Consider the following 15,687-nt stretch of genomic DNA (forward strand, 5'->3'; position numbering starts at 1 on the left):
CATGAGCGGCGTTACATAAAAATATGGGTACAGACTATTCGGTATAATCAATACAGAGTAGGTTATTCGTATCCAACTAACTCAGCGTATCCCTCACCAATATAGCCGCCAGAAACTTTTACTCTTCCTTCCCAATATGGGATTGTAAGCTGGTTTCTCGCATCACGATTTATGCTTTCTATTAGAATAGGTGACTTGTGCTTTAGCCGTAATTGCCACTTAAATGGATAACTCACGCCATCTAACGAAACCTGCTCTAAAACACTTAATTGAATATCCTTATGCCCGATTTCGCTCGCCCTACCCTCAACTGAAATTTCGGTGCCTCGACAGTCTTTGTAAAATTGCTGATTATCACGAATGCAAAATACCATTAGTGCACCATTCGACCTGTTTTGACCACGAATGCTAAACCAATCCCACCCCCGTTGTGCTTTACTGATAAACGAGGAAGACCATTCTCTATCTAGCCAGGCATCACCGCTTACTCGATGTGTTTCACCTTGAAAAGTGAGCTCGCCCTTAACCGTTAAGAAAGGGTAGCTATAATACATAGAGGCATGACCATCGGATGTTTTTTCACTGTAGCCATTCTTTCCATGTAGTACCATTGGGCTTGTATCAAGCGTTAAATTAGCACGGTTTTTCTCTTGCTCAGCATGAAGCGTTAATGGAAAAAATGTTTCCGTCTCGCTGCGCAAATACCAATTATCTAGCTGTGTGACAAATGGGTTAGCTTGAATTTTTACTTGCCCTGCTCTGCCGTAACGTTCGAATGCTTGATGACTAGTATTATCTTGAATTGCAAAATGCGCAAAATAGAGCTCATTATCCCACCAAGGACTAACGTATTGAACGTTAGCAACGGAGGTTCGAAATAACGTCCATTGAACACCAAACTCTTGTCCTGAATCACTTTTTAAGTTTGCAGTAACATACCACCACTCAATGCCTTGCTCAGGATGACTGCCATGATCAAACGGAAAACTTAACTGATATGAGGGAGAGACCGGTTCACCTAACTCAAGATTGAAAAAATCATTTTTTGAAGCAGGTACTTGTGATAATTCTGGTGTGCAACCGGCTACCAAGAACAACAACAATAAAGCGATAACAGGATTAATCTTCATACAGCAGATCCGCAGTATCATAACGACTCAGTTTGAGTAGAGGCACTACACTAACAAACAAAGCTAAACCAAAAATAAGCGTGATAAAAACCGTGATGTCCATATAGGGTAATAGAAAAGGGATCGTCCAGCCGAATCCAATTGGCATTACAAATTTAAGTAAAATCCACCCGAGCATCCCCCCAAGTATCGTCGCCATTACTAAACTCACAAGCAAAATCATAGCGCTCTGTACTAATTTGATCGCAAACACTTGCCAAGTGGTGACACCTAACGTTTTTAATATAGCCAACGGGCGAATTTGCTTAGCACCGAGTGTGAGCAATGATACCCACAACCCAAATAGCGCAATGGCAACTATCATTAAATTTAAGGCATGCGTCGCGTAAAACGTATGTTCAAACAGACGCGTCGCGTACTGTTTAAAGCGCTGATTCTGAACCACTTGAGAATCATTTAGATGAAATTGCTGCATCACTTTTTGTTTAAATAAAGCGGTATCAACCTCTGGCTTTAGAACAATTGAGAAGCCATATGCCTCATAGTTAAAGCCAGCATTTTTAATCGCGTCACTAACGGCGACGAATACGGCACGCTGTTCACCATAATCGTAATAAAACCCCGTTATTTCACAGTCAATATATCTCTTGCCTTGTTGCAACTGAACACGCTGTCCCAACTGAACGCCATACAATAGCTTACTTGGCTCGTTGGCAAGACACCCACTCACGTTATTATTCGCATCGTAATAAAGCGCATCACTTTTAGGCGAAGTTCCCGAAAGCAAAGTAAGGTTGTGGTGATGTTCACCAGAGCTACCAAAGCTCATCAAACTCGCAGGTAGAGTGTCTCGTGGATTTGAATTCAGGTCATAATTTATCTCTGCGCGCCAGAATACGCCAACCTTATCGATTTCCTTATGGTTTAACAGCCATTGATATTGCGCGTCAGATACTTTGCTAGGCCTCACATACAGGTCCGCGCTAAGACGACCATCTAAATGGATCTGCAAAGCAGAACTAAAACTGCTCACCATAATTTGCAACCCAACAGAAGTGCCAACCGCAAGCAATACGGCATAAACACTGATTGCAAGTACTCTGATCTGCTCGCCACTGTCAGCTTTCATCCATTTGACTAATGGGTGCTGAGTTGAAATACGTTTGAACGCGGCTCGAAGTACCACTGGTGTTATCATAAAAAAGAGCAACAGAAGGCAAAGACATAAACCAAGCGCATGCAATGGCGCGTCACTATCAATATAAAAGTACCCTGCAACCACAACCAGTAAAATTCCACTGGCTAGTTTACTCTGCCAAGAGTTATAAAAAGTGATAGGTTTTACCTGGCAATAGGCCACACTTGCCAGCACTAAAAGGTTTAATATGAATGCTTGCAGTACGACTAACCAACTGAAATGAACCGGTAAATGCCTATCTAATGCAAATAAACTCTCTAACGCCATAGAGATCTCGCTCACCAGTAGGTTTGCCCCCAAGAAAGCCACACCTGCACCCACCAGTGCAGCAATCAAGCTTAAGATGAGCACCTCAATAACTACAGCTGCGACCACATTTGATTGAATACACCCGAGTAGTGTGAGCTGCTGATGTAGTTTTTTTCTCGCGTGCAGACACAGCTTTATAGCGTTAAAACTCAAGAAAGCACCGACCAGATAGCCAAGAAGTGCGAGGGCTTGCAGGTTGAAGAAAAACGCCTTTGACAACGAATCGAAAGACTGCGCTTGCGCATTTTGCAACTGTGCTTCGTCACCTATGATCTTCCTAACTTTTGCTTCGTCTAATACGGAGTTTGAGATCTCTATATAACTAATTCGACCTGACGAATTCAGTAAATAGTCAACTAATGCAATATCGGCTAATGCTATACCATCTGCAAGCTCTGATAAAATGACGAAATGCACATCCACATCAAAAAGCTTGAGCGCTTCATGATTACTGAGCAACAGCCGTTGAGCCATCGTGTCAGATACATAAATAGTATTAAACCCGAACTGCAATGGTGCTGATTGATTACCTGACCTGCCTCCCCGTGATTGTGTTTTAGGCGCAGAAAGCCATTGCAAAGTATTTACTCCTTTAATGCGAAGTCCTTTACCGTTCGGCAGAGTCAATACACCTTCCAAAACTGGCTCAGCCGAAACGATGCCAGCGCTTCGAAGCGCTTGCCACACGTCTGTAGTTAACATATCTCGGCCTGCGCTTGGGCGCACAAAATGACTTATGGGATTACTAATAAGCGCACTGGTTTGCTGGTAGCGCTCCGTTGCTTCTTGGTTTAGTCCTTGAATTGAACCAAGCAAAGCACTGCCCAAAGACAAGCCAAAGACGAACAGCAAAAACAACCAAAGATGTTTTTTGTAAAATTGGATAAAAACAAAGAGTACAAGTCGAACTTCTGATAATGCACTTAGGCGCTTCATTGTTTTAGCCATAAGCACGGTTATTTTGAATGGTGATTTTTCTATCGAGGCTGTCAGCGAGATGTTGGCTGTGCGTAACCATAAGCAAGTTAACGCCTTGCTCTTCACACAGCTCACGCAGCAGTGATACCACTTCTTCGCTCTTTGCAGCATCTAAGTTTCCTGTCGGCTCATCAGCCAATAGTAACTTAGGTTTGTTGATCATGGCGCGCGCGATACCAACTCGTTGCTGCTCCCCTCCTGACAATTGCTGAGGATAGGCAGTTAATTTATGCAAAATCCCCAAGCGCTCGGCCAGTGCATTGACATCACTTTGTTTGGGGGTCAATTGATTGAGCTGTGCTTGGAAGACGATATTGTCATAGACAGATAGAGGAGCAAGCAGTTGATAGTGTTGAAATATCATGCCCAGACTGCGACGATATAGCGCTTGCTCGGTGTCATTTAACTGAGCAATATCATGCCCCTCAACAATAATCCTGCCATCGTCAGGTCTTAACAAGCCACCAATAAGATGGATCAGTGTAGTTTTACCCGACCCACTATCACCAACAATAGCAACCTGTTCTTTAGCCGCGATACTAAGACTGAGCTTATCTAAAACAGCTCGATGCATCTCACCATCACGGCGTGTGAAGACCAAATTTTGAACTTCTACCACTTTATGTACATTCCTTTACTACTATGCAGGCACTACTTAATTTACCTGTTTCGTTAAGTAGCAGAGTATTTTATTTCTCTTGTTAACGCAATTAGTTATCTGTTTATTACCAAGGAATAGCATCACCTTTATAGTCATAAAAGCCACCGCTTTGTGCATCCACAAAATGAGATAGTACTGAATAGATCCCACTGGCAGACTCGTCTGGAGTGATTAACGCGTTAGAGCCTCCCATTTCGGTTTGGACCCAACCGGGGTGAAGCGCAACGGTGCGGATCCCTTCACTTAGTAGATCATTAGACAAGCTTTTTATCACTGAGTTTAACGCTGCCTTCGAACTGCGATAAATATAGCCACCACCTTTGGTATTCATGGTATGGCTGCCTACCTTTGAGGAAATGGCCGCAAAAATCTTTTCATTACCATTGTAAAGGTGAGTGTAAAATAGTTCTGCAAGTCGCATGGTGGAAAAGACATTAACCTCCATCACCTCTCGCCACGCTTCTATATCGGTTTCACCAAATGCGTAGCCTTTCGGCCCATAAATACCCGCATTGTTGATAACGATATCAATGGCAACAGGGGCCAGTTTCTCACTTAACTCTTCCATCTGGTCGAAATTAGTGACATCTAAGGCAAATACTTGGAGTTCAGGAAAAGTTGGTGCGAGAGAATTCAGCTCTGTAGCAATAAGTGGGTCTCGACAAGTCGCTAATACATGCCAACCGGCCTGTAGATAGGTTTTAGTTAACGCAAATCCAATACCGCGGTTCGCACCAGTGATCAGTATTTTTTTCACAGTAGAAGCTCCTAAGCCGTTATGACAAAAGCCAATGGTGTTAATTCACTATACTGATGATAGGTTGAATAATCCACTTTTTGCACATCTGAATAGTGTCTCGAGCCACAACGCATATATAATGAATTTAATTCAACTTAAATCAATCTCTCTCATTAACCCACTTCAGCGCATCTTCTTTATCATCAAAATACTTCACTTTACCAGTAACAAACCAGTTACCTATTGTTGCAGCAAGTCGATGCCAATTTTTACCGCCATATAATGCTACCTTGGCAAATTCAGTACTATGTTCATAGGCGAGCCGGAAGTCGTCCCACATAGCCCTTGGCTCCCAACCTTCAAAATCAGTCGCATCAAGAAACACATAGATTTTAGGCTTTGTTACTGCTTTCAGTGCACTCTCAATTATTGGTGTAATAACAACATAATCTTCATGAGTGAGTTTACCTGTCGGCTTAAGTGTGAGATAAATATCATCTCCAAAGCGTTCAGTGCCTATTGATATGCCATGGAATGGATTGGTCATGCTCTCTTCCGTTACGTTTATCTCATAGACAAAAAGCATAATTAAGTCTCAGCTTTTTGCCAACATCCAAACTTTTTTCATTACGGTCAGCTTCCGTTCAGATTTCTAATACTACCATGCGCGCCGTTGAGTCGATGTAGCTCAATATATGGAAATTAAAGGGATGACTATGAAAAAACTACTATCTATCGCAGCTGTTTCACTACTTGTTTCAGCAGCAGCTCAGGCTAACACTGGTAACGTACAAAAAGAGTGGTTCAACACTGCTAGTTATACAGATTATGACGGCTCTGACAACAGCGCACTGATGCTTTCTTCTCGCTATTTCTTCGCACCTCAAGAATCAGTAGGCGTATGGGATGACTTTGGCTACCTTGATACGGACAGCAATGTAGGCGTAAGTTACTTTAACGATGATTATTCAAATGCTTTCTCAGCGCGTGGTGAAGGCTTCATTACTAAAGAATGGTTTGTAACTGGTAGCATCGCAGATCTTGGCGAGGCTGACGACCATTACTCTATCGGTTTTGGTTACCTATACAACGACAGCCTAAAACTAAGCGTTCGCCACGAAGAGTTTGAATATGGTGACGTAACTTGGTTCAAAGCTGAGTATAATCACGAACTAAATTCTACAGATTACATTGGTTTCACTGTTGAAACTGAAGACGAATTTGATTATCTAAACCTAAGTGCACGCTACTTCATGCATGTAGGTGGTGAAAGCTACTTCACAATCGACGTAGAACACAATCGCATTGATACAGATTTTGTAGATGACTCTGTAACAAACGTACTTGCAAACTACTACTTCACTCGCAACTTTGCGCTTGGTCTAGGTTCATATGACTCAGACCTAGCGGTAGAAGCTAAATACTTCTTCAATGACACTTACTACCTTAAAGGTAGTGTTGTTGACACAGATGGCGGCGAAACAAGCAACCTAACTTTTGTTGCACAGTTCTAAGTTGACACAATCTTGAGGTACACCAGTACCTCATTGATACTCCCCCAACTACTCAACATCTCATCGCGACCACACTCCGCGGTGGGGTGTTTTTTCACATTTTGAAACAAGCTACTCATCTAAATTGGGTGCATTTCACTTCCCAATCGTTATTATGTATCAAAATTATAACGGAAATGCCTATATTATGATGAAGATAAAAACACTCGTGCTCGCTATTGCTACGGCAGCCGCGCCTTTTGTTTCGGCGTATCAGACAGAAGATACTCGCCTACTCCGCTTTCCAGATATTCACAAAGATAAAGTCACTTTTGTGTACGCTGGCGACATTTATATTGCAGATACCAATTCAGGTAAAAGCCAACGATTGACCGACCATGTAGGTTTTGAAACTTTCCCCAAGTTCTCACCAGATGGCAGCAAAATCGCTTTTGCCGCTGAATATAATGGCAGCCGTCAGATCTATGTGATCAATGCCGATGGTTCTGGTTTAAAACAACTCACATATTATAACGACGTTGGCCCAATGCCTCCCCGCGGTGGTTTTGATTATCGTGTGATGGACTGGACGCCTGACGGCAAACATATCGTTTTTAGAGCAAATCGCACACCATGGGGCAAACGTATGGGTCGCCCATATATGGTGCCAGTAGAGGGTGGACTTGAGCAGCCGATGGCCATCCCAGAAACCGGTGGTGGTATGCTCTCCCCTGATGGTAGCAAGTATGTTTACACACCAATCGACAGAGAGTTTAGAACCTGGAAACGTTCTCGTGGTGGTCGAGCACAGGATGTCTGGATTTACGATCTTGAAAACAATACGTCCAAACAACTTACGACTGACAAAGCAACCGATCAGCAACCAACTTGGGTGAATGACAGTATTTACTTCGTGTCTGATCGTGACTACACGCTCAACCTCTATAAATATCGCGATGGTAAGTCACCGATAAAAATGACTGACCACAAAGACTTTGACGTGCTTTGGCCATCAGCTGGACCAGATGCCATTGTCTATGAAAATGGCGGTTATTTATATCGCTTTGACGAAGCGACAAAGACCGCGAAGAAGCTAAAAATTGATGTTTCAGGTGTGCGTCAATATGCCATGCCATATAGTAAAAACGTTAGCGACTTTATTGATTCAATGGATATATCACACGATGGTAAGCGTGCATTGTTTACTGCCCGTGGTGAGCTATTCTCAGTCCCAGTAAAACAGGGCCCAACCCGCAATCTTTCTTACACGCCAGAAGGCCGCGAAATTGAAGCTAGCTGGTCACCAAATGGTCGTTATATTGCCTACATGAGCGATAAAACAGGTGAATATGAGATCTATCTAAAAGATAGAGCAAATAACAACAAAACCATCCAGTTAACCGACAATGGTACCATCTGGCGCTTTACGCCAATTTGGTCGGCTGATAGCAGCAAACTGCTCTTTGCTGATAAAAACCATACGCTATGGTGGGTTGATGCGAAATCTGGCGATATGCATAAAATTGACACCGCCAAATACGACGAAGATGGTTTAACCGAATATACATGGTCGCCAAATAGTGAAGATATTGTTTTTGTTAAGAACAATGAAAACCGCTACGCCTCGCTTTGGCACTATAATACTGAGGATAAAAAGATCACTCGGCTGACTGACAACATGACCAGTGAGCGTAACCCGACTTTCTCTCCTGACGGTAACTACATTTATTTCACTTCTGAGCGCGACTATAACCTCACCTTTAGCAGCTATGAATTTGATTATATGTTTAATAATGCCACACGCATTTATAGCGTTGCGGTGAATAGTCATATCAAGCCATTAAACGCGTTTGAAAGTGATGAGCTAAGCATTCAATCAGACGGCGAGACGAAAAAAGACAGTGACAAACAAGAAAATTATATTGAGGCCAACGGCTTTATGTCGCGGGTTGTATCACTCTCAGCCCCAGCGGGTAACTACGGTTCGCTTACAGGTGTTGAAGGTGGCGTACTAACCTTAACGGGCGGTGCCTTGAAGCTCCTAGGCACAGAACCCGATAGCAAACTAGAGACGGTTGCCGAAGGGGTAAGCAGCTATAAGGTTGCCGCTGGTGGTAAGCATCTAATTGCTCGTGCTGGCAATAATTACAGTGTTATCGCGCCTAAGCCAAAACAGGACTTAAAGAGCAGTCAGCTTGACCTATCTAAGATGACACTGAAAATCGACCCTAAAGTTGAATGGCAACAAATGTATGTGGAAGGCTGGCGTACATTACGTGATTGGTTCTACGACGAGCATCACCACGGTCAAGATTGGGATGAAATTTTAGATAAATATCAACCACTTGCCAGCGCTGTCGCACACCGTAGCGACTTAGACTATGTACTTAGTGAAATTGCGGGTGAAATCAATGCAGGTCACATTTATGTACAATCTGGTGATGCCCCAACAGCCGAACGCAAAAAGCATGGTTTACTTGGCGCAGAAATAAGCGCTCATCAGTCTGGCTACGTAAAAATTGAGCGTATCTACAAAGGTGAGAACTGGCATGAAGACTACCGTTCACCACTCGACGAAACCGGCGTGAATGCCAAAGCGGGAGATTACATCATCTCGGTAAATGGTCGCTCGGTAAAAGACGTAGTTAACTTTTACGAGCTACTTGAAAATACCCAAGGCGAGCAAGTTGAGTTGGTATTGAGTAAATCGCCAAGCGCTGATGATAGCTGGAAAACCACGGTAAAACCTGTCGCCAGCGAACAAGGCTTACGTTATATGGCATGGGTTCAATCACGCGCTGACTATGTGGATAAATTATCAAACGGTAAGATTGGCTACGTTCACCTACCAAATACTCATTATGATGGTAACCGTTCATTATTTAAGAACTTTATGCCACAAACGAGTAAAGATGCGCTGATCATCGACGACCGATATAACGGTGGCGGCTTTATCCCCGAGCACATGATCACTTGGCTTGCTCGTAAACCGCTTAATTACTGGAAACGTCGTGGTGTTGAGCCAACAAAAACTCCACAATTTGCTCACGATGGTCCAAAAGCGATGTTGATCAACGGCTATTCAAGTTCAGGCGGTGATGCTCTACCTTATTACTTCCGTCAGGCAGGTCTTGGCAAACTAATTGGTACTCGCACTTGGGGTGGCCTTATCGGTATCTCAGGTAATCCAAGTCTTGTTGACGGAGGTCAGGTTATCGCTGCAACCTTCCGCATTCTTGATAATGAAGGCAATTGGATCATCGAAAATGAGGGCGTCAGCCCTGATATCGAAGTGATCGATAGACCAGAGCTGGTTCATGCAGGTAAAGACCCGTCGGTCGAGCGTGCGGTAAAAGAGCTATTGCAGGAGTTAAAAGATAACCCGAAGAAAGCACTGACAGTGCCTCCAGCACCGTCTAAGTTTTAATCCACTATCAGGCAGGCCATCGCGCCTGCCTATATTAACTACAAAAACATCGAACACACAGCCCCTTAAGAGTAGTTTAGCGCTAGTGTTCAAAATTCCTCACTGACTGTGTCTGATTTAAGTCAAAAAAGATTCAACTAAACGCAACAAACACTACACCAGTCCGAATTAAAGTGTATAAATAAACAGAACAAATAAAACATTTAATCTGGTGTTAGATAGTGAGCGGGCTCTTTATTGTTGTTAAATGCCCTTAAATTATTTCCTTGAACAGCAAGAGAGCTGTGGAGATAACCCCACTTTCGCGTCCTGCTATCTACTATAACCTGTAAGCAAGACACGATGACTGTCGTAGTAAGTGCTAAACAGACTGCTATAAAAACACTAACTATCGAAACTCAGGCTACCTGTGAAGATATGCTATATTCAATGTACCCTTAGGAGAAATACGCTCAAAGAGCAGTATCAAAAAATAGTCCACTTAAACTCGTACTTCGATGAATGCACTGAACAATTCATTATTACGTAACAAGGTAGTAAATAGTGTCATTTCGCATCAAAGTTGAACTTAATCCATATTTGATATTCAGGTTGTAACCATGAAGCTAAGTAGAAAACTATTCCTTGCCTTTGGCACAATAATACTACTCATGACATTATCCAGCGTTTTCGTATGGTTAAAGGTCTCCGTAGAAACATCCCGTGCTCTAGAAATCAAAAACGACGACCTACCAGGTATGATTTATTACAACCAGCTATTAGATATCGGCCATCGACTAGAGGCTTCAGCACTTGAATATGCCAATGGCGATTCAAGTAAAAAACTTCAATTCGAACGTTTATTTGAAGCTTTTAAGGAAACGCATAAAACACTCTACATTTACGAATCAAGCAAAGCATCTGACCGTGAAAAAATGTCTGAAATCATGCGTTTAATATCTCAATACCAAAAACGTATTAACGACGATCTTTTCGCTAAAAATACAAGTACTGAAATAAGTCGTCGAGCGTTAAAAATTGCTGATGAAACATATCTTCAACCGTTGAATAAAATCTTAACGGTATCAGCAAACGAAGAAAGAGATGATGCAACAAGGTCTCTTGATAATTTAGTTGATGGCTTGAACTCAACACTTTTTATTATAATTATCATTTGTATACTTGCGGCCGCAATTGGTGCGATAGTGGCTTATTCGTTGAATAAATCCATTATTAATCGGTTAAATCAGGTCCTAGAAATTGCCGAGCGAGTCAGTAATGGAGATATTTCCCAGCCTGATATTGTTCACCAAAGTAAAGATGAAATCGACAGCCTGGCGTCTTCAACGAATAAGATGGCGGCATCGTTAAACAATCTACTCAGAGAAATCAGTAAAGTGGTTGGTGAGGTTCGTGCATCTAGCCAAAACATTGCTGTAACCAATAACCAAATTGCTGTACGAAGCCAATCGTCCTCAGATCAATCAACACAAGTAGCTACTGCAATTGAAGAAATGAGTGCGACCGTTTCAGAGGTAGCGACACAAAGCCAAGTAGCAGCAGGCCATGCCGAGCAGGCAAAAAAGCTTGCCATACAAGGTGGAGGTTCGGTAGGTGAAACTATTGAAAAAATCCGAGCAGCCTCGAAAGATGTTCAAAATACTGCCAGCAACGTAACGAACCTAGGGGAGCTAAGTAGTCAAATCGGCAATGTGATCGGTGTTATTGGCAGCATTGCAGAACAAACTAATTTACTGGCTCTCAACGCAGCAATTGAAGCTGCAAGGGCAGGTGAACAAGGCCGAGGGTTTGCTGTGGTAGCTGATGAAGTTAGGACATTAGCAGAACGGACGTCAAAGGCGACTGAAGAAGTGGTATCAACAGTTCAGTCTATACAATTACAAACCGAACATGCTGTTACGTCGATGCAAAGTAGCGTCAACCAAGTTGAGCAAAGTGTCTTGATGGCTGAAGAAGCAGGCTCGCAACTTGAAGAAATTGTCAAAAGTGCATCGGAAATCGCGACCATGATCCAATCCATTGCAACAGCAACAGAGGAACAATCGGTGGTTGCAAGTGAAATGGCACGTGATGTTTCGCATATTGAAGAATCTAGTCGCAGCTCTTTGCAAGACACTCAAATTGCTGCGCACTCAGGTGAAGAACTTAGCGAGCAAGCAAGCGCGCTGGCACAATTGATCCAAAAATTTACCTTACGCGCTTAGCCTAGCGCTTTATTTCTCTTTTTAGTCCTGACTTTGCTGCATCATTCAACTCTTGCTTAGCTTGTTAAGCAAGAGTTGAGCGCTAATACCAATTGTATTAAGTAAATAAGTAATAACTCACGCTTAAGCATCATTTTAGTTACATTAAAAATACATAACATCGTAACACAAGCTCATTTTAAAACCTTTTAATTGACCTTCCATTTTCAGATGTTACTTTTCCAAACCATTTTGTAACTTGTTAGGAGGTAACTTTTTCAATAAGGGTCAATCATGTTGAAGCTGAAAAATGCCAAAGAAGGTAAATTTAATCACCAAAAGGGACGGTAACAGCATCAAAAACAAAAAAAATTCAAATTAGAGAAAAATAATGAAAAAACTCACCTTGGCACTCAGTGTGTCATTAGGACTAAGTTCGCTTCTGATCTCACAAAAATCATTAGCAAATAATTTACAAGGCCCCTGTTTTGATTACGCGTCGCGTACCAGCAGTACCTCCACCACCGTCGATTATCAAAGTGGCGCGCTGTCTCTGGCAAACAACTTTGCAGGATTAGCTTTTGAAAGCAGCCCTGCTTTAAGCGTAGTCTATCCGTTACTTCACGACACGATAATGGACTCTATGAACGAAGAGTCTATTAACGGTGCGGACCCAACATTGGCTGGCTGCTTATCCCACTTCGAAGCGCGTATATCGAATCTGGAAGTCAGTCAGCTAACAGGACCATTAAATGATATTCAGCATCTTATGAAATCAGCACATAGAGATGCCACTTCGGACCTAAAAGGGTTACATTATAGTCTTGCCGAGAAATATAGCAAGATGGCAGATGACCTTGCGACTGTGATCCAGAACCAGTTCAAACAGATAGACACAGGTTCTGTCTCCAAAACCACATTTGATACCCTCACTAGAAGTGTTATCCCAGGCTTTGTTAGTGCGATGCAAATGACCTTTTTGCACCGAGCAGAATTCGACAATATGTGCGCGAACTTGGATACACCGCCTTATTGGCATAATCTCAGTGACGATGGACTCGTTCCTTATACTACTTTATATGATATTCGCTCTGGTGATCAGTACCTTACCGACCTGTTTACCCGACCGGAAGAGAGCAGTGCAAACAATGCTTCTTGTACTTTAGGTTATGCAACCTTCTTCGACTTCATGAGTTTAAAAGACGGCAACTGGGGTGAGGCTTTGCGTCAGATTGGCCTTGAAGTCGTGCCCAATAGCCGAAATCCAAGCCTGATTTCTGTGAGCCTAAATTTTGAAGACTCTAAACTGATCCAGTACCGAGAAGCCTTTATCTCACCATGTCGTCATAACTCTTACACTGATGACTACGACAACTATTCAATGAATGGCTCTCATTGTGATAGTAACTACAACTCTCGTATCAGTCAGATCCGCAACCCTTCCTTTTTAGATCAAACATCCCGACATGTGGATGTGAAGGAAGTGATGTACAACCTTGCACATGTAATAGACTCATGGGACCTCAATAACCTGATCATGACTCGCAATGAGTTGACGAGCAACGCGGGAGCTATTGATTTTCACAATGCCCTTCGTCTAAAACATGGTGCATCCAACCTTTGTGTAGACCAGCAATCTAAAGTGCGTAGCATTTGTACCTATGGTGCCAGCCACTTCGTATTTGAACCTTTTAATGACGGTTATTCAATCCAACGTGCTGAAGATAACCGTTACCTTAAAGACAAGGGCGGCGATTCTGGCTTTCAGATATATTCGGATCGAGGTAGTGACGCAACTTGGCACCTCAGCTCAGTCAATAGACAAGGCCGTTATGAACTAAAAAATAAGTCCACTGGCCGGTGCTTGACTGTCTCTGGGGAGTCGCTGTCCGTCGGTGGCTGTAATGGAGCTCAGTGGGAGATCAACGGCAGCCACGTACCGACAAACAACGCGCTGGTTCGTCTACGTGACACCAGTAACAATACCTGCGCTAGCAAAGACTGTAATGCAAACAGCTACGAGCTGAGGCTTACTCATTTAGATGATGGCTATAAAATTGCCCGTTTTACCGACGGCAAACATTTAAGAAGCCAGAATAACATCGGCTTTTCTAATGCCCGGCTATATCGTGTTATCACACCGGGCTCCCCTTTTGGGCCTGCAGAAACCATTACTGAGCCTGCTGCAGTGTGGTATATCTATGACACCAACGGAGACAATAAATTTGCGCTACGCAATAAAGATACCAAGCAGTGTCTAGCAACAAACAATGGTAGCCTAATCAATATCAACTGTAGTGATAACAGCGAGACTTGGGCATTTGACCGCAAAGCACCACCGCTAGGTCGCCACCTCAAGCTGGGTCAAAATGGTATGTGCTTGTGGTCAGTTGGCTACATAGGCTCTAAAATGTCATACGGTTTATCGGCTGGCTGCGAGCAGAGCATGAAACGCGTCACGCTTGAAGGTATGCAAGGGGGTTACTTGATCCATGATCCACTAGATGGGCATTATCTGACAGATCCGGGCGCCGCAGAGTACGACCATTTTGGCCTAACTGCACCGACAGAACCAAGTAACAATTCAATCTGGGATTTTATTGGCCCCTATGACAACGATAAATATCAGATCCGCAACCGCATTACAGGTAAGTGCCTCAGCTCTAAATACCTTAATCAGTATACCAACAGCGCTATGGTGATTAGCTGTGCGGAAGAAGAAACTAAGTCTTGGGAATTTAATACCCAGTGATGTTACAGCGAGACATATTTATTAATCGGCTTAATTAACAAGACTATTTCTAGGTAAGGAAACCTGGCTATAAAACTGCTACGCCTCTTGCCTGCACTAAACGTACAGGCAAGGCGAAATCTTATTTATTAAATAGATTTTTAAAGTGGTGGAGGCCGGGTTTCACCTTCAAATAAAACGTCTTTAAAGCAGAATAGATATTGCTTGCAAACACATCGAATATAGCCCTTACGCATCTGTTAGGGCTTTTTCGTTGTTTATACCAGTTACATGATCGCACAACTAATTTGGAGAGGCGCAGTATTAGTTGTTAGGCCTTCATTGGTAACAAAAGCCCAACTCAAAAGTCGGCTATTTTGAGACCAGAACAACTTAATTCAGTTACGCGTATATACGCTCAGCAACGGGAACTTGTTCTCACCGAAAGCTAATGTAAGTGAAAGCGTTTCCCCGCCATCAAAGTTTTCAGAGAGTTTCATTGGCGCGATCCGTTGACCATTTGCCGTCAGTGCCAATAGATGTTTATGTGTTAACGTGCGGCGGCCACTTGATTGGTTCTTGAGTGTAACCACAGCCCAGCGCTCACCGCTTTCATTACTCATCAACACCGCGTTAAGTACTTTGAAGTCACTACTATCTGGATAGATATTTGCGTCATTCGCAAACGCTAATGCCATGTTGTTGGGCACTACATTATCAATCGTTAACGCTTCTTCAGCTGCCTTTGTATTCATAGCCAACATAAGTAACCAAAGTCCAGCTATTATCCATTTAGACATTTGTTCACCCTTCTAGTTTCCTTTGATTGACTTAGTAT

Annotated in this window: 10 protein-coding genes; 4 read left to right on the forward strand and 6 right to left on the reverse strand. The window is 42.9% G+C overall.

The window, feature by feature from the left end:
* Positions 1-62 precede the first annotated feature (62 nt).
* The 5 genes from DRB05_RS13830 to DRB05_RS13850 form a co-directional block, all read right to left on the reverse strand.
* Positions 63-1,130, reverse strand: a complete 1,068-nt coding sequence (locus tag DRB05_RS13830) for a lipocalin-like domain-containing protein (protein WP_128727472.1) — start codon at positions 1,128-1,130, stop codon at positions 63-65.
* Complete coding sequence (locus tag DRB05_RS13835; RefSeq protein WP_240036253.1) at positions 1,120-3,573, reverse strand: ABC transporter permease; 2,454 nt, start codon at positions 3,571-3,573, stop codon at positions 1,120-1,122. Before DRB05_RS13835 ends, DRB05_RS13830 begins: the two co-directional genes overlap by 11 nt.
* A gap of 4 nt (positions 3,574-3,577) precedes the next feature.
* The gene (locus DRB05_RS13840; RefSeq protein ID WP_128727474.1) at positions 3,578-4,234 is read right to left on the reverse strand and encodes an ABC transporter ATP-binding protein; all 657 of its coding nucleotides are present in this window, start codon (positions 4,232-4,234) and stop codon (positions 3,578-3,580) included.
* A 106-nt stretch (positions 4,235-4,340) separates the two neighbouring features.
* Positions 4,341-5,033 (reverse strand): SDR family oxidoreductase, encoded by a 693-nt coding sequence (locus DRB05_RS13845; protein ID WP_128727475.1) that lies wholly within the window; start codon positions 5,031-5,033, stop codon positions 4,341-4,343.
* Between the two features lie 142 nt (positions 5,034-5,175).
* Complete coding sequence (locus DRB05_RS13850) at positions 5,176-5,562, reverse strand: STAS/SEC14 domain-containing protein (RefSeq protein ID WP_128727476.1); 387 nt, start codon at positions 5,560-5,562, stop codon at positions 5,176-5,178.
* 169 nt (positions 5,563-5,731) lie between these two features.
* On the opposite strand from DRB05_RS13850, the gene DRB05_RS13855 reads away from it, so the two are divergent.
* From DRB05_RS13855 to DRB05_RS13870, 4 genes are all read left to right on the forward strand, one after another.
* Positions 5,732-6,529, forward strand: coding sequence for a putative porin (locus tag DRB05_RS13855; protein WP_128727477.1), 798 nt, complete (start codon positions 5,732-5,734; stop codon positions 6,527-6,529).
* 154 nt (positions 6,530-6,683) lie between these two features.
* Positions 6,684-9,935 (forward strand): S41 family peptidase, encoded by a 3,252-nt coding sequence (locus DRB05_RS13860; protein WP_193554571.1) that lies wholly within the window; start codon positions 6,684-6,686, stop codon positions 9,933-9,935.
* 599 nt (positions 9,936-10,534) lie between these two features.
* Positions 10,535-12,139, forward strand: a complete 1,605-nt coding sequence (locus tag DRB05_RS13865; RefSeq protein WP_128727479.1) for a methyl-accepting chemotaxis protein — start codon at positions 10,535-10,537, stop codon at positions 12,137-12,139.
* 370 nt (positions 12,140-12,509) lie between these two features.
* On the forward strand, positions 12,510-14,870 hold the full coding sequence (locus DRB05_RS13870; protein WP_128727480.1) for an RICIN domain-containing protein: 2,361 nt from the start codon (positions 12,510-12,512) through the stop codon (positions 14,868-14,870).
* 377 nt (positions 14,871-15,247) lie between these two features.
* On the opposite strand, the gene DRB05_RS13875 is transcribed toward DRB05_RS13870, so the two are convergent.
* Positions 15,248-15,649, reverse strand: a complete 402-nt coding sequence (locus tag DRB05_RS13875) for a hypothetical protein (RefSeq protein ID WP_128727481.1) — start codon at positions 15,647-15,649, stop codon at positions 15,248-15,250.
* Positions 15,650-15,687: the final 38 nt, after the last annotated feature.

This window comes from Pseudoalteromonas sp. A757 (assembly GCF_004103285.1).
In the GTDB taxonomy this organism is placed as follows: Bacteria; Pseudomonadota; Gammaproteobacteria; order Enterobacterales; family Alteromonadaceae; genus Pseudoalteromonas; species Pseudoalteromonas galatheae.